The organism is Salinigranum marinum, assembly GCF_024228675.1.
Classification (GTDB): Archaea; Halobacteriota; Halobacteria; order Halobacteriales; family Haloferacaceae; genus Salinigranum; species Salinigranum marinum.
Window position 1 is genome coordinate 393,298 of the sequence record NZ_CP100462.1, and the last position, 19,127, is coordinate 412,424.

General features: G+C 60.6%; 24 protein-coding genes and 1 pseudogene. 8 read left to right on the forward strand and 17 right to left on the reverse strand.

The genetic code is table 11. The annotated features are described in order from the left end of the window. Positions 1–17 precede the first annotated feature (17 nt). Complete coding sequence (locus NKJ07_RS21995; protein WP_318570899.1) at positions 18–446, forward strand: amino acid permease; 429 nt, start codon at positions 18–20, stop codon at positions 444–446. 204 nt (positions 447–650) lie between these two features. On the opposite strand, the gene tsaA is transcribed toward NKJ07_RS21995, so the two are convergent. Together tsaA and thiL are read right to left on the reverse strand one after the other, a co-directional pair. Further along, positions 651–1,112 (reverse strand): tRNA (N6-threonylcarbamoyladenosine(37)-N6)-methyltransferase TrmO, encoded by a 462-nt coding sequence (tsaA, locus tag NKJ07_RS22000; protein WP_318570674.1) that lies wholly within the window; start codon positions 1,110–1,112, stop codon positions 651–653. A gap of 99 nt (positions 1,113–1,211) precedes the next feature. Then, entirely contained in the window at positions 1,212–2,087 is an 876-nt protein-coding gene (gene thiL, locus NKJ07_RS22005; protein WP_318570675.1) for a thiamine-phosphate kinase, read from the reverse strand. 61 nt (positions 2,088–2,148) lie between these two features. On the opposite strand from thiL, the gene NKJ07_RS22010 reads away from it, so the two are divergent. After that, the gene (locus NKJ07_RS22010) at positions 2,149–3,309 is read left to right on the forward strand and encodes a methionine adenosyltransferase (protein WP_318570676.1); all 1,161 of its coding nucleotides are present in this window, start codon (positions 2,149–2,151) and stop codon (positions 3,307–3,309) included. A gap of 264 nt (positions 3,310–3,573) precedes the next feature. Beyond that, a complete protein-coding gene (locus NKJ07_RS22015; protein WP_318570677.1) occupies positions 3,574–4,014 on the forward strand; it encodes an Ntn hydrolase family protein in 441 nt (146 codons plus the stop codon). On the opposite strand, the gene NKJ07_RS22020 is transcribed toward NKJ07_RS22015, so the two are convergent. The 4 genes and pseudogenes from NKJ07_RS22020 to NKJ07_RS22035 all read right to left on the reverse strand — a co-directional run bounded on the left by NKJ07_RS22020 (position 4,011) and on the right by NKJ07_RS22035 (position 6,549). Continuing rightward, entirely contained in the window at positions 4,011–4,322 is a 312-nt protein-coding gene (locus NKJ07_RS22020) for an MTH1187 family thiamine-binding protein (RefSeq protein WP_318570678.1), read from the reverse strand. The two genes, NKJ07_RS22015 and NKJ07_RS22020, sit on opposite strands and share 4 nt — an antisense overlap. A gap of 104 nt (positions 4,323–4,426) precedes the next feature. Beyond that, positions 4,427–4,825 (reverse strand): class I SAM-dependent methyltransferase, encoded by a 399-nt coding sequence (locus NKJ07_RS22025; RefSeq protein WP_318570679.1) that lies wholly within the window; start codon positions 4,823–4,825, stop codon positions 4,427–4,429. Continuing rightward, positions 4,812–5,237, reverse strand: a pseudogene (locus tag NKJ07_RS22030) (transposase); the annotation flags it as partial. The gene NKJ07_RS22025 and the pseudogene NKJ07_RS22030, both read right to left, overlap by 14 nt. A gap of 13 nt (positions 5,238–5,250) precedes the next feature. After that, positions 5,251–6,549 carry an IS4 family transposase gene (locus NKJ07_RS22035; protein WP_318569445.1) on the reverse strand — a complete coding sequence of 433 codons (1,299 nt, stop codon included), beginning with the start codon at positions 6,547–6,549 and terminating at the stop codon, positions 5,251–5,253. A 98-nt stretch (positions 6,550–6,647) separates the two neighbouring features. Between NKJ07_RS22035 and NKJ07_RS22040 the strand changes: the two genes are divergently transcribed. After that, entirely contained in the window at positions 6,648–6,809 is a 162-nt protein-coding gene (locus NKJ07_RS22040) for a hypothetical protein (protein WP_318570680.1), read from the forward strand. Between the two features lie 15 nt (positions 6,810–6,824). Beyond that, positions 6,825–7,253, forward strand: coding sequence for an RDD family protein (locus tag NKJ07_RS22045; protein ID WP_318570681.1), 429 nt, complete (start codon positions 6,825–6,827; stop codon positions 7,251–7,253). A 160-nt stretch (positions 7,254–7,413) separates the two neighbouring features. On the opposite strand, the gene NKJ07_RS22050 is transcribed toward NKJ07_RS22045, so the two are convergent. Together NKJ07_RS22050 and NKJ07_RS22055 are read right to left on the reverse strand one after the other, a co-directional pair. Further along, positions 7,414–7,848, reverse strand: coding sequence for a DUF5518 domain-containing protein (locus tag NKJ07_RS22050; protein ID WP_318570682.1), 435 nt, complete (start codon positions 7,846–7,848; stop codon positions 7,414–7,416). 533 nt (positions 7,849–8,381) lie between these two features. Continuing rightward, positions 8,382–8,930 carry a DUF6159 family protein gene (locus NKJ07_RS22055; RefSeq protein WP_318570683.1) on the reverse strand — a complete coding sequence of 183 codons (549 nt, stop codon included), beginning with the start codon at positions 8,928–8,930 and terminating at the stop codon, positions 8,382–8,384. A 79-nt stretch (positions 8,931–9,009) separates the two neighbouring features. Here NKJ07_RS22055 and NKJ07_RS22060 point away from each other — a divergent pair, with 79 nt between their 5' ends. Further along, positions 9,010–10,182, forward strand: coding sequence for an ISH3 family transposase (locus NKJ07_RS22060; protein ID WP_318570684.1), 1,173 nt, complete (start codon positions 9,010–9,012; stop codon positions 10,180–10,182). A 145-nt stretch (positions 10,183–10,327) separates the two neighbouring features. Here the strand turns inward: NKJ07_RS22060 and NKJ07_RS22065 are convergent, their stop codons facing one another. The 3 genes from NKJ07_RS22065 to NKJ07_RS22075 all read right to left on the reverse strand — a co-directional run bounded on the left by NKJ07_RS22065 (position 10,328) and on the right by NKJ07_RS22075 (position 11,847). Continuing rightward, positions 10,328–10,636 carry a hypothetical protein gene (locus tag NKJ07_RS22065; protein ID WP_318570685.1) on the reverse strand — a complete coding sequence of 103 codons (309 nt, stop codon included), beginning with the start codon at positions 10,634–10,636 and terminating at the stop codon, positions 10,328–10,330. Between the two features lie 372 nt (positions 10,637–11,008). Then, positions 11,009–11,683, reverse strand: coding sequence for a TIGR00266 family protein (locus tag NKJ07_RS22070; RefSeq protein ID WP_318570686.1), 675 nt, complete (start codon positions 11,681–11,683; stop codon positions 11,009–11,011). Positions 11,684–11,703: 20 nt separating this feature from the next. Beyond that, positions 11,704–11,847: a hypothetical protein gene (locus tag NKJ07_RS22075; protein WP_318570687.1), complete on the reverse strand. Its 144-nt coding sequence runs from the start codon at positions 11,845–11,847 to the stop codon at positions 11,704–11,706. A 359-nt stretch (positions 11,848–12,206) separates the two neighbouring features. Here NKJ07_RS22075 and NKJ07_RS22080 point away from each other — a divergent pair, with 359 nt between their 5' ends. Further along, entirely contained in the window at positions 12,207–12,551 is a 345-nt protein-coding gene (locus NKJ07_RS22080; protein ID WP_318570688.1) for a hypothetical protein, read from the forward strand. 153 nt (positions 12,552–12,704) lie between these two features. Here NKJ07_RS22080 and NKJ07_RS22085 read toward each other — a convergent pair whose 3' ends face one another. The 4 genes from NKJ07_RS22085 to NKJ07_RS22100 all read right to left on the reverse strand — a co-directional run bounded on the left by NKJ07_RS22085 (position 12,705) and on the right by NKJ07_RS22100 (position 17,108). Further along, positions 12,705–13,523 (reverse strand): ABC transporter permease subunit, encoded by an 819-nt coding sequence (locus NKJ07_RS22085; protein WP_318570689.1) that lies wholly within the window; start codon positions 13,521–13,523, stop codon positions 12,705–12,707. Next, positions 13,520–14,326 (reverse strand): ABC transporter permease, encoded by an 807-nt coding sequence (locus tag NKJ07_RS22090; RefSeq protein ID WP_318570690.1) that lies wholly within the window; start codon positions 14,324–14,326, stop codon positions 13,520–13,522. Before NKJ07_RS22090 ends, NKJ07_RS22085 begins: the two co-directional genes overlap by 4 nt. Next, positions 14,323–15,234, reverse strand: coding sequence for an ABC transporter ATP-binding protein (locus NKJ07_RS22095; RefSeq protein ID WP_318570691.1), 912 nt, complete (start codon positions 15,232–15,234; stop codon positions 14,323–14,325). The genes NKJ07_RS22090 and NKJ07_RS22095 overlap by 4 nt, the downstream gene beginning before the upstream one ends. Positions 15,235–16,154: 920 nt before the next feature. Further along, entirely contained in the window at positions 16,155–17,108 is a 954-nt protein-coding gene (locus tag NKJ07_RS22100) for a DUF6159 family protein (RefSeq protein WP_318570692.1), read from the reverse strand. Positions 17,109–17,253: 145 nt separating this feature from the next. Here NKJ07_RS22100 and NKJ07_RS22105 point away from each other — a divergent pair, with 145 nt between their 5' ends. Next, entirely contained in the window at positions 17,254–17,991 is a 738-nt protein-coding gene (locus NKJ07_RS22105) for a DUF7847 domain-containing protein (protein WP_318570693.1), read from the forward strand. A 131-nt stretch (positions 17,992–18,122) separates the two neighbouring features. On the opposite strand, the gene NKJ07_RS22110 is transcribed toward NKJ07_RS22105, so the two are convergent. Both NKJ07_RS22110 and NKJ07_RS22115 read right to left on the reverse strand, forming a co-directional pair. Continuing rightward, positions 18,123–18,503: a hypothetical protein gene (locus NKJ07_RS22110; protein WP_318570694.1), complete on the reverse strand. Its 381-nt coding sequence runs from the start codon at positions 18,501–18,503 to the stop codon at positions 18,123–18,125. A gap of 105 nt (positions 18,504–18,608) precedes the next feature. Continuing rightward, on the reverse strand, positions 18,609–19,100 hold the full coding sequence (locus tag NKJ07_RS22115; protein WP_318570695.1) for a DUF5518 domain-containing protein: 492 nt from the start codon (positions 19,098–19,100) through the stop codon (positions 18,609–18,611). Positions 19,101–19,127: the final 27 nt, after the last annotated feature.

Below are 19,127 nucleotides of genomic sequence, written 5' to 3' on the forward strand. Positions count from 1 at the left end.
GGCAACTCATTCTCCAGATTTCGACCTCGCGTTTAGTCTACGGCGTGTCGAAATCGGAGTACCACGTGTTTCCCGAGGTCTTCTCTCGCGTTCACTCAACCCGGCAAACGCCCCACTATGCAGTGGTGGTAGTCGGACTCATTACGATTCCCTTCATTTTCCTCGGCGATATCGGAATCGTGGCCGGATTGGCCAACCTCATGCTGTTAATCGTCTTTGTGCTGGTGAATGCCGCGTTGTTGAAACTCCGGTATTCTCGGCCAGATTTAGAACGCGGGTTTCGAACGCCGCTTAACATCGGCCAACTGTCAATCACGGCGGTTGCAGGGCTTCTTTCGTCTCTCGGGCTGATCGCGTTCTACGTACTCACGTGGGAACGTGACTCCCAATTCGAACGAAACTCCGGAGACCCTGTCTTCTACGGGAAGTACAGCAGTGCTTGGTGATCGTGAAAGCAGGAACCGCTCCCCCAATCAACCCCAGAATTGACGTGATTCAACCGAATTACGGGAGGAGTGTGATCCCGTACATAATCATAACACGAGTACGAATAGTGGCTCGATTCTCAGGGTTGGGGGGAGGTGCAGTAGCCGAACCCACGACGGACGCTACGTACTCGCTTGGAATGCCTGTCGGCGACGATAAGGGCACTACTCTGAAGTCTGCTCAACGTTGTCTTCGATCCATCCTCCGCGGAGATCCCGATACTCATCGGGTTTAGGGTAGTGTGGTTTGATGTCGAGCACGGGCGTCCCATCTACCGTATCAAGCCCCTCGACGTGGAGCACGGCGTCGGTAATATCGGTCAACCGGACGACCGTGAGGGCGATCGGATTGGGCCGCTTCGGGCCGCGTGTCGCGAATATCCCAGGGTGGAGTTCATCGACGAAGGATGGCGACGTCCTGAGCGTATACCCCTCGATCAGGTGGAGGTGAGCCACGATGACGATGTGAGAGAATCCATCGAGTAGGGCGAGGCCGTCCTGATATTCCGCTTCCAGTTCGATCCGGCCAGTGGCGTCGACCGACCGACTCGGTTTGAGTGGCACGTCTTCGGGCGTGTCGAATGGCGAACGGACGACGCCGATCGGATGGTAGACGACCGGGTCCATGGCTATCGTGCCACCTCCCGTACGGCACCGACGTGCGTCGGAACGGTCACGCTCGTCTGCGCAACCAGAGTCGATAGCAGTCGGCCCGCGTCGAGCGTCTCAGCGACCATGCGTGTACCCCCTATCGGGAAGGGGCTCGTCATCGATCATCACGTCACGATCGGTGACGTTTCCGACGATTGAGATCGGGATGGGTGAAGCGTCTCGTGCGGCGTCGATCCGGTCGTGGGAAATCGTGAACACGAGTTCGAAGTCCTCGCCCGTATAGAGCCCGAATTCGCGTTCTTCCGCGTCTGTCGTCGCCAACTCGCTGACTGTCTCGTCGGGGGGGACTCGATCCCATTCGATCGCGAAGCCACAGTCGCTCGCGTCAGCCAACTGATGGAGTGACCGAGCCAGCCCGTCGCTCGAGTCCATCATCGCGGAGACGTACGGGGCGAGTGCCCGGCCAGCCGAGACGCGGGGTTCGAATTGAAAGAGGGCGTTCGCCCGCTCGTAAGCGTCTTGCTCGAACAGCCGCAAGGCCGCTCCGGTCCGTCCGAGCGTCCCAGTCACACAGACGACGTCTCCGGGGGAGGCCGTCGACCTGAGCGTGGGGGAGTCGGTGTGTCCGATCGCTGAGGAGGCAACCGTGAATTCATCGTGCTGGTCGAGATCACCACCGACGTATCGACTATCCGTTAGTTCGCACACGTCGCGGGCTCCCTCAATGAAGGCATGCAGTTCGTCGGGATCGAATTCGGGGGCTGCGTACACGGCGATGGCGGCGGTCGCGTCGGCTCCCATTGCGGCGATGTCGGACAGCGAGGCACCCACGGCCCGCCAGCCGGCAGTATATCGTGTCGTCCCCGCCGGAAAATCGGTCCGTTGGTGGAGCATGTCGGTCGTGAAGATCAGATCATCGACGACGGCAGCGTCGTCACCGGTATCGGGGAGCCACTCGTAAATCGCGGCGAGTGATTCACGTTCGTCCATACCCAGAGCACGGGTGCCACGATGGACTATTTTTCCCCGGGATACGTTGACAGCGATATACATGGGAAATCCCTCGTTTACGATTCAGCACCTCAATGAGAATCCAATCGCGTCGCGGTCGACAGAGTTCGTCGAACGGAAGGGGATCGGTCACCCGGACTCGATATGCGACGGCATTGCCGAGGCCATCTCGCGACGCCTGTCGCGACGATATCTCGACGAATTCGGACAGATTCTCCATCACAACACCGACAAGGTCCAGCTCGTCGCCGGATCGACGGAGCCAGCCTTCGGCGGCGGTGAGATCGTCGATCCGATCTACGTCCTGCTCGGCGGTCGAGCGACGAAAACCGTCGACGGACAGCGAATCCCGGTCGACGACATCGCCATCGACGCCGCGGGCGACTACGTCGACGACCACTTCCAGGAGTTGTCTCCCGACATGGTCGAGTTCGACTCGCGTATCGGAGAGACGTCAGCTGATTTGCAGTCACTATTCGATGCGCAAGGCACTCCCCGGGCGAACGACACCAGCGTCGGTACCGGCTACGCCCCGCTCTCCGAAACTGACCGGATCATCAACGGGCTCGAACCGGAGCTACGCGAACGAATTTCGGCAATCGGCGAGGATATCAAGCTAATAGGGTGGCGGACGGACGACGAACTTCGGATTACCGTCGCAGCTGCCGTCATCTCTCGATACGTTTCGGACATCAGCGAGTACGTCAATGTGAAAGAACGAATTGCGGATACCGTCACCCAATACGCGAACAAGCACACGGGGCGAACCGTGCACGTCGACGTGAACGCCGCTGATGATCTCGAAACAGAGACCGTCTATCTCACCGAGACCGGTCTCTCTGCAGAGATGGGGGACGACGGAAACGTCGGACGAGGAAATCGCGTCAACGGGGTTATCACACCCCATCGGCCGATGAGCCTCGAAGCATCGGCCGGGAAGAACCCGGTGAGTCACGTCGGAAAACTGTACAACCTCGTCGCCACGAACGCCGCAAAGCGCATTCATCAGACGCTCGGAGCGGCACACACAGAGGTCAAACTGCTTTCACAGATCGGAACTTCCGTCACGGAACCCGTAGCCGTCGATGTCGATACGACAGCTCGTGACGATGAAGAGATCCGACGAATCATCACCGCCGAGCTCGAAACCATCGATTCGCTCACCCGTGATCTCGTGACCGGGGACGTACAACTGTTTTAACGCTGAAAAGTCCGAACGAACCTCAGGTGCCGATATGGACCGCTCCCGATCAGGAGATCAGCATTCGATCGGAGCAGACTATCGCACTGATGGCCGTGGTTCAGTGGCCGGTGGTACGCTCGTCGGCCTGACGACGGAAGACGGCGTACTCATGGCGGTCGGCACCCGGACGAGCCGGGGAGTCATTGTTCGTAGCGAAGGGGTCCGGAGAATTCTCAGGTTCATCCGACCGCTGTCCTAGGGTCGCCCGATAATCTCGGTGCTGTGCAACCGTTCGTACGGGCGATCAGATCCGAAGCAGACCGCTACAAAACCTCCCATGATGAACCGATGGACATGACGGCCCTCAGTACCGTTGCCGTGACGAACCTCCGGGAGCGCTCCATGCCGGAAACGACGTTCCTCCTCGGTGGTATCGACGTCGACGGACCGCACCTCTTCACGCTCGGCACGGACGAGGGCGCTCTCGAGGACCCGTACGCCGCGGTCGGGAGCGGTCAGCAGATTGCCTATGGAATCCTCGACACGGGAGTTCCACAGTCGCTCACGACATCGAAGGCACGATTGATAGCAGCCCGTGCCATCCAGAGCGCAGCCGAGCGGGACGTGCAGATCGGTATCGGAGTTCACGTCGCTGAGATCTCGGACGACGGCGTGGACATTCACCCCTACGAATCCGTCGACGACCTCCTGGAAGGCCGTTAATCGCCTCTTCTGGCTTCTCGGCCGAGTCGTTCTTCGACGGCGGTGACTTTTTCGCTGGCACGCTGCTGAACCGTCCGCTTGTCGTCTATCTTCAACGTCGTAATCACTCGATCTTCGTCGACCGCCTCGTGTGCTGCCTCCGCCGCTGCGAACAGTTCGTGGACGTCGTTGGCCTCCAAGATCGTCCCCATCGGTGTGGTCTCATAGGTTACGTCGAACGGCTCAAGCGCTTCGACGGCCTTCGAGATTTCTCCCGACATGCTTCCTTTCCGAACAGGGATGACGTTCAGTTCGGCAATTGCCGTCATACGCTAGCAGATGTCGACCGCCGATATAATGGCGCGGTCGGATCGTCCCAGGTAAACGAGCGCGTCTCCAACAGTCGAGGCGATCCAGTACTGGGCCACAGCTGCTACATGGTTGCCTTGATCCCGACGAAGGACCCATCCCCATACCCTTCTTCGATCGGTTCAGGCTCGTCGATCTCGTCGGGCCAGTGGTAGATGGTCTGCACGAACTCGAACTCCGAGAACCCCGCATCTTCGAGCGCGTCGACGAGTTCGTCGGTCGAAACGAACACGGCCTCCCGATAGAACGGATTCTCCGACTTCTTCTCCTGGTAGATCCGACCGACTGGACTATCCTTGTCGATATAACCGATGACGAGCGATCCGTCCGGGCGCAGCACTCGCCGGGCTTCAGCCAGTGTCTGAGGGATGTCGTCGACAAAACAGATCGTCGTGACGATCAGCGCAGTGTCGAATGTCCTGCCGTGTTGAATAGCCTCTGAGTCATAGTCAGAGCGGCTCACAAAGCGGTTCTATGTTAGTGATGGCGAACATGAGGACGATTTCACGGAACTGCCGATACCAGCCAAGCGCTCGCACGGCGTCGCCGAGCGAGCGCTTCGTTGTCGAGTACGAGGTTTCGGCCATCCAGCGCTGAGAGTAGCCTTTTGTCCGGATGAACGCGTTATGACCTACCGTGAGCGGCTTCGATCCACGCTGTAAGATGAGTGGATCGACACCGAGTGCGTAGAACTCGTATTTCGTGATCCAGTTGTGGAAGGCTTTGTCAGCCGCCACGGACAGCAGGTCGTCCGCGTTCCGGCGGACGACCTGCGGCCCTGTCTTCGTATCGTGCTTCCACCGTGCCGAGATATGAACGTCGAGGACGGCAAGAGACTCTACATCGGTTAGCGTCGTCACTTTCAGTGTCTGGACCATCGGTGTTCGGTTAAGCATTGGATCGCCTCATGAAGGCCTCAGCCACTCGTTCGCTGAGTAAGAGCCGCGATTTCTCTGGTTGGCGGGCGTCACGAAACATCAGCTCCGACAGATTCGGCGGTGGATGTCCGAGCGACTGTGCCAGATCTTCGAGGATGAGCTGGGCGAAAGACCGGAAGGTCTTCGCCCAGCGCTCACGGGGGAACACCGTCTCTGGAAACAGCTCTTGAAACACGCCGAGCAAGGCTCTGCTGACCGTCAGTGTCAGCAGAGCCGCCACCACCAACAGGTGGACGATCGCTGGATCACTCGTCTGGAACTTCTCCAGCCCATACAGCGACTTCAGTTCCCGGAACAGCAACTCCACTTCCCACCGCAACCCGTACAGGGCCGCGATCTGCCTCGGAGTGAACGCGTCGGGGAGATTTGTGACGTACAGATGGTAGTCGTCGGTGTCCTCGTTGCGGACACCGACGACGCGAACCTCCATCGAATCGGTTGACTCCTTCCCAGCGTATGCTCGCCGCTTGAACGAGATCTCCACGGTCACATCGATTATCTCCCGTGTGAGGTCACTCAGGACGTCCTGGAGGCGACGTCCTGGCAAGGAAATGGCGCGCCCGCGCCATTTCCGCCGTTCTCCGACGATCAACGGGTTCGCGTTCGACTTCAGCCGTGTCAGGAAGAACCCACCGTTTTCCTCGATCAACGCGAACCGACGGAAATTGTAGAACCCGAGATCGAACAGCACCAACCGGCCTCGCAGCCAGCTCCCCGTGCGGAGCTGGCTGCTCTCGTGGGTGCATTCGTCGGTGAGCTGGAACTGCTCGATCGTCTGTGTCGTCGCGTTATGGACGAGGTGAAGCTTCGCGCCGGACTGATCCGCGTGAGTCGCCGGAAACTCGCTGAGGAGCCGATGCAACCGGAAGACGGTTGCATCGGCGATCAACACCTCACGAAACAACTCGAACTGGGGAGCGATCGTGTGGGGAACCGCGACCTCCTCGAGAGCGTGCTCGAGGAGGTCGCTCAACAGTGTCGCAAGTGCTGGTGTGAACCGGTCGTAAAAACTGGAGCGGGCAACAGTCTGGTTGGTCGCTGCGGAGTAAGCCCGCTGAAACCCGGCGATAGTGCGGGCTTCGCCGTCGACGGCGAAGCCCATGATGAGCGTCCAGACGAGCATCGTGATGTCGATTGTCCGGTGGCGTTGGACGACATCGCGCTCGCGCGCGATGTCTTCGATAACCGCTGCTGGAAACAGGGAAGTGAGCCGCCGTCGTATGAGGTTCGGGGAGAGCGTCTTGAACACATTCTCTCCCCACGCGGTCTACATCGATAGCTTCGTCAGTGGAGCGCAGTCACCCGATTCAACGTCTTAACCGAACACGGATGGACTGTGGTGTCCAGATGGCGAAAACGGCGGTAACCGCCGAAGGAGTCGGCGACCTCTACGTTGAAACCGATAGGGAAGGCAGTGTACTGGAACGCCTCGGCATCGGGTATCAGACGTCACTTTACGCGTTCCTTTGCCCGGAGTGTGGCCTGACAAAGCTGTATGCCGACCTCTAACACTCAAAGATCGACATGAAGAAACATCCGACCCCAAAACTCGGAACGAGCGGAGACGTGATCTGGCGCCGGGTACTCGCGTATATCATCGATTCGGTCCTCATGGGGCTGATCTGGGGTGTGACCGTGATCGCCGGGACGGCTCTCGGCGACACCGGGTCCATGTTGCTGGTGTTCGTGGGGCTTGTCGCAACGGTGGTCTACGGATTTTTGCTCGAGGGCTTGTACGGGTACACGCCCGGGAAGTACCTGTTGAGGCTGGTCGTCGCCAAGTCGGATGGCTCCAACTGTACAGTCAGCGCGTCGATACTACGGAACCTGCTGTGGATCGTCGACGCACTCCCGACGGCGAATCTGGTTGCGATGGTGCTGATACTGGTTACCGACGACAACCAACGGGTCGGTGACCTCGTCGCAGACACAGTTGTCGTGAAACAACAGTAGTCGAAGGCAGTCAGTGCTTGTGCGAACCTACGCTAGTGTCGATTCAACGCTGAACTGCCATATACAACCGAGAGACGGTCTATAGCTGGAATCTAGCAGATCACGACCGAAGGCCCACTACCTTGAAATAGAGAGATGAGACCACTGAAGAGCCGTTCTATTACGTCGTATCCACTGGTTTTGGATTGAGTTTCCCAGCGATCCACCCACCGAAGAAGCCGCCGAATACGCCGATTAGGGTCCCCAACACACCCACGAAAACGACAAGGATACACAGGAGCACAACTGCGAATACCTGCCCACCTTCCGAAGCCGACGTGATGAACCAGCTACGGAGAAAGTCAGACCACCACGCAAAGGCAGGCACCGTTCCGAGGATGCCGGCACCCATACCAGCTCTTTTGAAATGACCCGATCCGTTCGCAGCGAGAAACCCCGCAAAACCACTGCCAATAATCACTCCTGAAAGGCTATAATACGACTCTGCACCAACGAACAGATTATGTACAGTCACCGCCAGAATGCCGATCACTCCGCCGAAAAGGGCATATACATACGTTGGAGTATCCTCTTTGAGTACCCACTCTAACTGCATGTCGCCCAATTGACTGCAGAGACCGATATGGTCTCCGTTTAGTCAAATAGAATTTGAACCTTCGTCGGGTAGTGGCCACCACGTCTTGTCACTGTGAATCAACCGATGTGATGGCGTCTGTGTAGTGGGCGTTCAGTCGTGATCTGCTAGATTCCAGCTACAGACCGTCTCTCGGTTGTATATAGCAGTTCAGCGTTGAAGTGGCACTAGCCGATTCCCGATCAGAGCGTCAGAACCACCTATGGCCCGCATGAGAAGCCTACTGCTCCTGTCTCGTCATTCGTCGCTAGCCGCGACTAGTAGCAACGATAGAAGCCCCGAACGCAACTGGAAACAGTTAGCAAGCCCACACGTTCTATCGGGAGACTGTATGATGAGAAACAGAACGATACGCAACACTGAAACTGAGTGATTTCGCTCCTCTGAGTGGCCGTTCGGAGAAGAACTGGCCTAAGATCACGACTACGAGGTACCAGCGTCCATATCGGTCGAAGACAGGCGACTGTATAGCAAGTGATGACTTACCAAGGCGACTATATCTTGCTGAAATCTATGTCGTCGAAGTATTCAGGAGCAGTGGTTCGGGTCGCGTAGACGTACAACGCAGTTCTGGCGATCCCACTGAGCGCCTTCCCGACGAGTAGGCCGACGCTGACGGCAGTGACGCCAATCAGGAGGGTGGCTAACAGTTGGGCCGTCCCCAAGCCGGTTGTCACGACAAACGTGAGCCCTCCCAGAACGATGCCGACAAGCACTAACAAGAGCGTCACCACATCGATCGTTCCCAACGCACCGATGGACTCACCCCAAGTGTCTTTGAACGTCTGTGCGCTCTGCTTGAACATCTCCGTGACCGACGGATCCCGGAAAACGATTACCGGGACGATGAAGAAAGTCATCACGCTCCACGCGACTGCGAAGATCCCGGCGACGATCTGGGCGACGATGTTGCTTTCACTTTCGACCAATCGAATGATGACGCCGAGGATTGCGGCCACGAGCGACCAGGCCAACAGCGGCAGTTTCCGTTGCCAGGCGTTAGCGAGTGCGCTCCGAATCGACGGCTCGTTACCGTTGAACACAGTCGGTAGTTCCCATCACGTCAGCTGATAGCTACGACTGTCGTGGTTAGATTCTCAGGAAGCGTCTGGATGGGTGTTGATGAAGTGTTTATACCATCCAGACACTGTTCTTACGGCCTCTGACCTTGAAATCTTAGCGGAAGGCCTCCTCGCAGAGCTACCGATACCCGGAGTCGAAGGCTGCGGCTTCGACTCCGGGATTATCCGACGGACGCTCCTCCAAGCAGCTGTTGACCAGACCTCGATCAAGGCGGTCACCGACAGCACTCGTGGAACCTACTCCGACGACTACACGCTTGCTCAGCTTCACACCATCCCACCTGAAGAACTCGAAGCCACCGTCAACCTCCTCCTCAGACAACAGGCGACGATGATCCTCGGCCCCGGCCCGAGGATCATCTGTCTTGACTTCGTCGACGTCCACTACCACGGCTGTCCACACCACTCTCCCGGTGAACTCTGTCACACGACGCCCCGCGATGGCACCTCACAGTGCCATCGCTACCTCGCTGGATTCGTCCTCTGTCGGGCGAAACCACTCGTCGTCGCCGTCACTGCTGTTCGTGGAGACGAACCAATAAGCGACGCGGTCGAGCGACTGCTCGACCACGTCGCGGCACTTCCCTTCGATGTCGCCAGTCTCCTCTGTGACCGCGGGTTCTACAACGGGGCGTGCATCCAGCGGTTGCGTGAGACTGCTCCGGTCGTTCTCCCGGTCATCCGACGCGGCCAACGGATGGCCGAGAAACTAGAGACGTCGATCTCCTACTGGACGGAGTACACAATGTACGAGGGAAGCGAGCGGGAACTGCGCTTCCCGCTCGCTGTCTGTGTCTCCTACCGACAGGGCAAGCGGGGGAAGCACGGACTGCTTGTTCGTGCCTACATGGCGTGCGATCTGGCTGATCGCACGCCGAAGGAGGTTGAGGCTCTCTACCGGAAACGATCAGCCATCGAGACAGCCTTTCGAACCATGCGCGAAGCGCGTGCACGCACAACCACGACCGACCCGGTCGTTCGGTTGGTGTTCGTGCTGGTGAGTTTCCTGTTGCGGAATCTGTGGCTGATCGTTCGCTGGGGCGTGCTCGCCACGCCGCGGCGCGGCGGGCGAGCACTACCCGTGTGGTTCCGCTTCGAGGTATTCCGAGCGTGGATCAACCACACGCTCGACGAACTGCTACACCGGAAGTGGGAAGCACCGACCAACGGTGTGGGGATTCCCGCGACGTATGGTCAGCTGGACGCGGGCTGACCGAGCCCGCGTCCAGCGAGTGCCCCTGAAGAGCAGTTGCTAGGCATCGCCATCACATATTCGGCGCTCTCACTGACGTGAGACCGCCTTTCGCTGGCTATTGTCTCCGTACCGAGATCGAACTTGTCGCTTCCGCCGTGGAAAATCAAGTCAGCGTGTAGAACCGATGGGAACTACCGACAGTCCTTGTCGCTGCGACCAGTGCCGCGGTGAAGAACGACGCAACGAACGTCTCGAGAAGATACGCGACGAATAGCGTCGCATACATCGCCGGCCCGGGGCTTTGAAGAAACGGCCCCATGATGTAGAGACCTCCGAGCAGCGTCGCTATGAACGCGGCACCTGAGAACCCACCGAGCAGCGGGAACGCGAGAAGTTTCGGATGGGATCGCAGTACACGGCCACTTTCCCGTGCCATAGCGAACCCAATCTTGAGGCGACCGATCACTCCCATATCAGGATTCCGTGTCGCACAAAATAAGCGCTATTCGCTCTGTCTCCGAGCCAGATTCTAAGCGACACTGGTATGAATTACCTTGTTTTGACGATGGGTGATCTTTTCTCGGAAACCTCGGCGAGATAATCCATCGATCTAATTGGAAAACGAATCTCTGTTGAAATCCTCGGAGTCGGATATGAAATGTGTGCTCATAATCTGCCCGCGTCCACGGAGCCAAACTGAACTACGTAGCACCTCTCGAACGCGAGAAACCGGGTCACCAACCTTAGTGCAACACCCCGGCCAGATACGAAAAACGATCTCACTCGGTATCTGTGCCGGAGGATTCGCTTCGGGTGTTCGAGAAGCGGAGCCCTGCGGTGCCAGTTATCCTTGATTGGGCATTCGCGGGGCGAGCATCCCGACGAACGAATCCAGATCACGCGTCTGATACCAAGCCGTCCCCGGACCAGTGAACTCGAAGACGAGTCCCTCACCGCTCAGCAGCGTCGACTTGAGACCTCCGACCCGACGGGTCTCGTAGTCGATCTCGTCGTCCCAAGCGACCAAGTGCTCGTTGTCCAGAACGTACGATTCACCGGCCGCGAGCTCGAGCTTCTCGAGGCCGCCGTACGCATCGATGAACGCGGTTCCAGTTCCCTTCAAAGCGAGTGGCATCAAACTGGCCTCGCTCAACACCGATTTGAGGCCACCGACTTCAGAGTCGATGTCGATACCCTCGGTCGCTGCGAGAAAGGCCCCATCGGTAGAGTACAGCGTCTCGTCTTCGAGTTCATGAGGCATCACGTCCCCCGGCGTCGGAGGAGCGAAGGTGACCGTTCCCGGGGCGTTCTCGACGGTGAACTGGTTGGTGAACAGTGATTCGCCGCCCAGCATGGATTTCGCGGAGCTGAGGAGTCCGTCTCGGCTCGTCCCGGTCTCCACCGAGACGTTCGCCGAGTGGCCGACCATCGCACCCGGTTCGGCGATAATCGACTCCCCTCGGTCAAGCGTTACTGTCAGGTGGGTGTACGACGGCCGATGTGAGAATTCGTATTGCATATGAGTGAGCTGACGGTTGGTTACTCGCTGCCGGGCGTCTGGTATTCGGCGTCGATCGATTGTTCGTCTGCGTCGTCGGGCTCACCGCTCAAGCGAGCGAAGCCGTATGCGGTGGCGACGACCACACCGACGATACTTGCGATGAGCTTCGTGCTAAATCTCATAGCCAGATGTGGAGACGGGTGGAAACGGTATCAAATGGAACCCACTGTTGCGGATGCAGCAATACCGCCGAACCGTCCCCGACACGCTGCATCGCTCAACGGCGAACACCACTCGGACTGGGTCGGAGCCAACAAACGTCCACGGTGCGCCCGGCTCCCGCCGCGCTGCCCCGTGCGGAGCGGGTATCTCCGATTCCGACGACCGTTAACGAGTTCCAAGACACAGTTGACCGTCCCGGTTGGCGTGTTGCGACTCCTGCAACGCTGTCTCGTGTTCTATTTAATCGGCGGTTGAATAGACAGTCGCAATTGAGCAGACGAGAACAGAAGTTCCCCTGCCCGCTGATTCGACAGTAATCATGCACGCATACGAGTCCCCAGAGAACGAAGCATTCGAACAGCGCCCGGACATACGCAGTAGTGAGGTTGTGCTCAGAAACCACGACCACTCACGACCGTACGTCGTGGATCTCCAACTGACCGGAGACGGTAGCGCCACACCTGAAACGACCGGGACGTACCGCCTCGCCGAGGGTGAGATCCGATGTCTCTCCACGAATATGTCGTCCGAACGGACGCAGGTGACCGCTCGGCTCGAGACCGGCGCCAACGACACGACCGTGGGTAAGCTGAGCGAGCGACCGGAGCACACCGCCGTGATCCAGCTCGGCAACGGAGTCGTATGCACGACGCACGGGGTTTGAGTCATCTCTATCGAACGAAAAGGCCGACAGAGGGCTCAGTACGGCCCGTGAAGTCACCAGCCGGCGAATCCGACACTGCGGGTTCCGATGGAACCGACCATCCGACTGTGCGGTGAGTGGAGTCGAATTCCCACACCGACGACCCCGCGTCCGCTAGAGATCCGCAGTCTTGAACCGGAGGTAGCCGAGAGCGACGGGAACGAGCGTCCACGCGACTAGCAGTCCAAGGCCGGCCGGCCACGTGACGTACGCGATTCCACTGTCGACGTACCGACCGGCCCGACTGACGGCGAACCCAGTCCGGACGAGGAGATCGAAGGACTCGCTCGGTGCCGCGAGGCGGACGAAGAGAGCCCACCCTGGCATATCGTTCGTGACTGCCGTGTCGAACCGATGGAGGATCAACAACATCGCCGTGTGAAGGTCCTCCCAGAGGACGACCGTCGCCAGATACGCACCGATTGTACCGACGGTCACGCGTCGGCCAGTAGCCGTTGACAACGAGACGCCAATTGCTAGCCCAACGAACGCCACCCCGTACAGTACCGTTACACCGGCGAACCACGGCAGCCAGAGCCACGGCACGCCGCCGTCAGCGAGCGCGATGGCGACGCCGCCGGCGAGACAGAGCGCGAGCGCCGTCGGCACGGCGAAGACGACGCTCCGGCCGACGAGTTTGCCGACGGCCACGTCCCGGCGGGAGTGTGGAATGGAGAGTGCCAGTCGGAGCTGCCCGCCGGCACGCTCCGCGAGGATCGACTTGTAGCCGAGCAGGAGCGCGACGAGCGGGGTCGTCACCCCGACGACTCCGGCGAGGCTGTCGATGTATGTCAGGAACGAGCCGTCGTCGAGGACGAACTCGACGGCGGCGAGGCCGACGAACAGGAGGATCTGAACCCCGCCGACGATCCAGATGCCGACCGACCGGCTGGCACGACGAATATCGCGAATGGCGGCGTCGCGCCACGTCACGCGAGGTCCCTCCACTCGAACCGGAGCATCGCTACCGACAGTGGGCCGAGGAGCCAGCCGACAAAGACCGGAAGCGCGAGCGTCGGCCCGTCGTACCACGCACCGGCTCCCGGGTCGCTCACAGCTAAGGCGGTAACGAGCGTCTCGAAGGCGCTTCCGGGATCGAGTTGGGCGCCGACCTGAACCGCGGTGTGGATCGGACCCTCGGCGACCCCCGCCGCGATCAGGCCAGCTTCGGCCCCTGCAGTGACGGCATCCCAGACGATGACCAGCACGAAGAGCGCGACGACGCCGAGGACGAGCGCCCGGCGGTTCGTCGCGACTAATGCGGATGCGGCAACGCCGATCCCGACCCAGATGGCGCCGTAGGCGACACTCAGGAGGACGAACGCCAGAAATCGGAGGGGCTGCAGCGTTCCGAACGGGTAGACGACCAAGGCGCCCGCAATCATCATCCCGGCGACGATGGCGGTCCCCAGCACGCCTGCTCGGCCAACGAATCGGCCGAGCACGAGCGTCGACCGGCCGTGTGGCATCGAGAGCGCGAGCCGTAGTGCGCCGGATTCGTGTTCACGGGCGACGGCGCCGTATCCGAACAACACGCCGATGGGGGCCAACAACCCCCCAAGCCACCCACTGGCGAAGGCGCCGAACCGACTCGTGGTGATCGGAGCGGTGCCGACGACGGGGTAGACGTACGCTGCGATGGACACGACGCAGACGAGACCGACGAGCGCGACCTTCGGGAGTCGGGCATCGCGTACCAACTGCCAGTCCCGACGGGCGATCACGCGCCACGTCACGCCCGCTTGCCTCCGGTGAATTCGACGAACATGTCCTCGAGTGACGCCTCTTCCGTGCGGAAGTTGACGACCTCGACGCCGGCATCGTGCAGTTCGACCAGCGCGTCCATCTTCGCATCGTTCGTACACGTCGCCTCGATGGCGCCGTCTCGCTCAACCGCCGTCTCGACGCCATCGACTCGTCCGACGGCGTCAAGAGTCTCGCCGTCGACTCGATCGGGCGTAATGACCAACTTCGTGCCACCACCGATGGCCTCACGCAACCCGGCGATGGTGTCGGTCGCGATCAGCCGGCCGTTCTGGAGGATACCGACCCGGTCACAGACCGCCTCGACCTGTTCGAGGACGTGGCTCGAAAAGAAGATGGTCGCGCCACGTTCGGTCTCCTCGCGGAGGATAGTCCGCATCTCCGCGGCGCCGTTCGGATCGAGCCCGGTCGTCGGCTCGTCGAGGACGAGCAGATCCGGGTCCCCGACGAGCGCCATCGCGAGCGCGAGTCGCTGACACATCCCTTTCGAGTAGTCCGCAGCCGGTCGCGCGGCGTCGTCACGGAGCCCGACGCGGGAGAGCACGTCGGCGGGATTCTCGTCGACGCCTTTCGACCGGATGGCGTATTCGACGTGTTGGCGGCCCGAGAGTCCGTCGAACGGGGCGTACCCCTCCGGCAAGACGCCAACGCGTTTTCGGATCGCGACGCCGTCGTCCCGGCAGTCGTGGCCGAACACGGACATGGTGCCGTCGCTCGGAGTGACGAACCCGAGGAGGATGTCGATGAACGTTGACTTGCCCGCGCCGTTCGGCCCGAGGAAGCCAAACGTTTCGCCCGCGTCGACAGTCAGGTCGACGCGGTCGAGAGCGAGCACGTCGCCGTAGCGCTTCGAGAGGTCCGTGGCGCTAATGATAGTCACAGGACGCTGGGACGGCGTGGCGGCCGATGAATATCCCGTGGCGGTTTCGGAGTCGGAAACACTGACACCGTTGTTTGGTCGGACCCGTTGGGGGCACGAGCACCGATCCGGGGTTGACCGGCCGTCGTCGCTATGCCGCGTGCGACCGGAGCGTAGGCCCGGCACGCCAGAGAAGGGCAGCAAGCAGCGGGAGTAACGCCACACACATACTGAGCGTCAGCGTTTGTGGGACGATCCAGGGTGTCACGAACGCCATCCCGATCCCGACGAACGGGCCAACGGCGACGGTGATCGTCGGGCTCACGAGCAGCCGTCGCTGGCTGTCGTCGAACTCGATACCGTACACCCATCCGCCGGGGTATCAACAGCCCAAGCGGGAAGAGAACCAGACCGGCCCAGACGACGAGCGACAGCGTGAGGAGTGCAAGCGCCGAACCGAACACCCCTCCCGTGTCGGGCGACGGCAGCCTCACGAGCGCCCGATAGCCGAGGGCTGCCAGTCCTGCGCCGACCACCGCCACCGGAAGCTGGAGCAGGCCCAACAGGCGATGTCCGTTCATGAGTTCCCCACAGCGCGTTCAGGTTGGGAGCGCGGTGAAGTCGGGCATAAAGAGAACAATGACCGCAGCACGTGACTGGCGATGATATAGAGAAAGACACCGGCTCCGAAACCAGCGACGGTGGGTATTGTCATAGAAATAATAGTTGGCTGCCGATGGTTTCGCAGGTGGAGTATGGCAATCCCGAGTACTGCGTCGCCGATGACTGACAGGATTCGCTCAGTTGCATACCGGACGGTGAGTCTACGTATCAAAAAGTACCGGAGCAGCGGTTCGTGCACCGAAACGGCCCCGCCGACACACCGGGACGTGCCTCGTGGTCCGCCCAGTCGTATCTCGCTCGGAGGTGCCGCTCAGGCCTCAGTTGTCGGGGAAGATGGCGTCCGGATCACGAGCAGCGAACGGTCCGACTCGATCACCCGTCGTCGCGTACCGGTAGAGTGCCGTGCGGACGATTGCCGTGACGGTCTGGGAGCCAACGATGGCCGCGACGACGATCAGGCCCCCGCCGGCGAGTGCCGCGACAGCAAGGGTGCCGTGAAGCGCGAAGTACCCCGTACACAAGAGCGCGAGGCCGGGGACGGCAACGATGAAGAAGGCCAGGCTCACCCCGAGGGTCGCGGAGACGCTCTCACCCCACGTCTGCTTGAATAGAGATCCGCTACGGCGGAGCTGTCGGCGGATACCGTCCGCGTCGCCGAGGACGATGACGGGAACGATGAAGTACGTCAGGAGCGCCCACGCCAGATCGAACGCGAGCCTGGCGAGACTGCCCACCGCCCCGAATTTCTCGTCGATGATGTAGAGGACCGTCCCGAGCGTCGCAGCGACGACAGCCCAGACGGCAATCCGCCGGCGGACGCGCCAAGCCGCAGCGAGACCATCCCACACGGACGGTTCCTCGTCGTCGAACGTACGTGCGGCGCAGTGAACGACGGCCGCGTTGAAGAACGTCGCGACGCTCGAAGAAATCGCAAACACACAGAAAAGCGCACCGTACTGATAGAGGTCGTTCGTGAACAGCGAGTCCACGATTCCGTACCGGAACGCAACGGCACCGAGGAGTGCGAACGCGCTACCGACCGCGAGTAAGCTTAGCAGGGGCAGGACCACGAGGCTCGGCCGTCGCCTGAACAGGACGAGACTATCGACCGTGAGTGTCAAGCCGCGTCTGTACTTGGAGGGCACAGTCGGCAATAACACGTTCTGAATGTTAACACCCAGGGACGTGTCTCGGGATGCGTTTCGAGCGCCCAGGTCGGGGTCACTCTCGTTCCGAACGCGATGGGCAGTGTAGTAGGTCGACGTGATCAAACAACTGAACGTCGGAAGAAGGAACTGAATACCGTGACACTCGACGATTCAAACGACTGGTTCACCTCCGATACGGGACGTCGAACGTTTCCGAACGGGAAACGCAGGGATGGTGTTTAGTCGTGCGGTGCTCGAAGCAGGTCACATGGCCCTCCAGTTAGGCCGAGCGATCGGGCGCGGTGCCCGGCGTTCACTCTCGATCAGTGGCATCGTTGCACTGGCGTTGATGATCTGTTATCAGGTTCTCTTCGTCGGCTCCTTCAACGCCGTCATCGTGGACCAACTCCCGTCCGGAGTGCAATCCAGCGGCGCCGGGGTCGGCTTCGCGCTCCCGCTGCCGACCGAAGTCGCAGCCGGACTGGCCGTAGTCGCGCTGTTGCTCGGCATCGGCGTCTTTCTCGTGACCGCACGGCTGTTTGCGCGTGAGCTCTCCACCCTCTCGTCGCTCCCCGGCGATCTGTTCACCCGGCGCATCGGCCGTGCGTTCCTGTCCGCGCTCGTCGTCAGCGTTGTCCTCGGGGTGGCGATCACCATCGGGTTCGCGTTCCTCCTCGTTCCCGGTCTGTTCCTCGCCGTGAGTCTCCAGTTCGCGCTGTTCGCCGTCGCCGTCGAGGACACCGGTCCGGTCGAGGCGTTCCGTCGAAGTTGGGAACTGGCGAGTGGCAACCGCTGGCGACTGCTCGCCCTCGTCGTCCTGTTCGGCGCCGTCGGCGCTGTCGGTGGCGCGGTCGGATCGCTGCTTGCCTTCGTCTCGCCGTCGGTCGGGCAACTCGCCTCGCTCGTCATCAATTCGGCGCTCGTTATCCTGATGTACGGCATCATCGCCGATTCGTTCGTTCAACTACGTGGCGGATCGGCGTCCGCGACGAGTTCGCTCGCCTGAGCCCGCCCAGTCGAAGGCGGCGCCCATATTTCTCGACGCACTGAACCTCGGGTAGGTGTTGATCGGCGCAGTGCGACGTACGTCGGTTCGTCAACAACACAAGAACGAACACGACGGGACCGGGTGGGCCATCAACTACGTCCGAGACGCGCACGGCGTCGGAACAGGTAGTACGTCAGCGAGGGAACCGAGACGATCAACAGTGGCGAGAAGGCGGCGGCACCGATGTGCGCGAGACCGGCGAGACACCACGCGACACTCGGCGACCACCCCTCGTCGTCACCGAGTGCTCTAATGTCCGCGAGCAGGCATCCAAAAACGACGAGGGCCACGAAGATACCGCCCCAGAACGAGGCTACTGCGAGGACGAACGACGCGATGCCAGCGGCGACGTTCGGATCACCACCCGACGATGACACGAGGATGAACGTCTGCGAACCGAAGTCGGAGAGAAGCGTTGTCACCGCGACGGCGGGGAACAGGGCGACGCCGTACCACCACGAGCCCGACATACTGTTATGGAACGAAGGGGAGGTAGGCAGCCACGACTGCGTAATGAATCGGGGGGAGCAGTCGCGTGGACTGTCTTCTGGCTTTTAGCATTCGAGAGTGCTACGCTATGCACTGCCGCCTGCATCAGCGACACCGCCGTGGCCTCTCCGTTTGGCCAGCCAGCCCCCGAAACGACCGGAGACCGCACCGAAGACGGCTATCACTGCGAAAATCAGGCCGCCGAACACGAGCGTCATCGCGACGCTGACTGCTTGGAACCACGGCGGGTTTGGGATATTTGTGACCGCCCAAAGCAGTTCGTTCAGCGCCCAGAGGGCCGGTATTCCACCGATAAGCGCGGCTCGTAATCCGGTCGCGGTGCTGTTCCCGCCGCGTCGCTTGATCAGATACCCGGCGAATACGCTCCCGACGACGACCGCTCCGAGCGTTATGTTCTCCGGGGATCGCCACACTTCGAGCGCGGTGAACGGGAGTGCGAGTAGCCCACCGACGAGTGCGTACGTCCACGTCTCGGTCAACTGGAGGGGACCAATCCGAACCACGTCGGGATATCTATCGCTCCATATAAAAATCCCGTCACGGTGTTGCTCGGCCAAAGAGTGGCGTTCGATGCACTACGAACG

What these genes read in the sequence shown, in the direction of transcription:
- tsaA (WP_318570674.1), bottom strand. Translation starts at nt 1,112, where the DNA reads ATGGACCCGGTCGTCTACCATCCGATCGGCGTCGTCCGTTCGCCATTC.
- thiL (WP_318570675.1), bottom strand. Translation starts at nt 2,087, where the DNA reads ATGGACGAACGTGAATCACTCGCCGCGATTTACGAGTGGCTCCCCGAT.
- NKJ07_RS22010 (WP_318570676.1), top strand. Translation starts at nt 2,149, where the DNA reads ATGGGAAATCCCTCGTTTACGATTCAGCACCTCAATGAGAATCCAATC.
- NKJ07_RS22020 (WP_318570678.1), bottom strand. Translation starts at nt 4,322, where the DNA reads ATGACGGCAATTGCCGAACTGAACGTCATCCCTGTTCGGAAAGGAAGC.
- NKJ07_RS22040 (WP_318570680.1), top strand. Translation starts at nt 6,648, where the DNA reads ATGGCGAAAACGGCGGTAACCGCCGAAGGAGTCGGCGACCTCTACGTT.
- NKJ07_RS22045 (WP_318570681.1), top strand. Translation starts at nt 6,825, where the DNA reads ATGAAGAAACATCCGACCCCAAAACTCGGAACGAGCGGAGACGTGATC.
- NKJ07_RS22050 (WP_318570682.1), bottom strand. Translation starts at nt 7,848, where the DNA reads ATGCAGTTAGAGTGGGTACTCAAAGAGGATACTCCAACGTATGTATAT.
- NKJ07_RS22060 (WP_318570684.1), top strand. Translation starts at nt 9,010, where the DNA reads ATGAAGTGTTTATACCATCCAGACACTGTTCTTACGGCCTCTGACCTT.
- NKJ07_RS22065 (WP_318570685.1), bottom strand. Translation starts at nt 10,636, where the DNA reads ATGGGAGTGATCGGTCGCCTCAAGATTGGGTTCGCTATGGCACGGGAA.
- NKJ07_RS22070 (WP_318570686.1), bottom strand. Translation starts at nt 11,683, where the DNA reads ATGCAATACGAATTCTCACATCGGCCGTCGTACACCCACCTGACAGTA.
- NKJ07_RS22075 (WP_318570687.1), bottom strand. Translation starts at nt 11,847, where the DNA reads ATGAGATTTAGCACGAAGCTCATCGCAAGTATCGTCGGTGTGGTCGTC.
- NKJ07_RS22080 (WP_318570688.1), top strand. Translation starts at nt 12,207, where the DNA reads ATGCACGCATACGAGTCCCCAGAGAACGAAGCATTCGAACAGCGCCCG.
- NKJ07_RS22105 (WP_318570693.1), top strand. Translation starts at nt 17,254, where the DNA reads ATGGCCCTCCAGTTAGGCCGAGCGATCGGGCGCGGTGCCCGGCGTTCA.
- NKJ07_RS22110 (WP_318570694.1), bottom strand. Translation starts at nt 18,503, where the DNA reads ATGTCGGGCTCGTGGTGGTACGGCGTCGCCCTGTTCCCCGCCGTCGCG.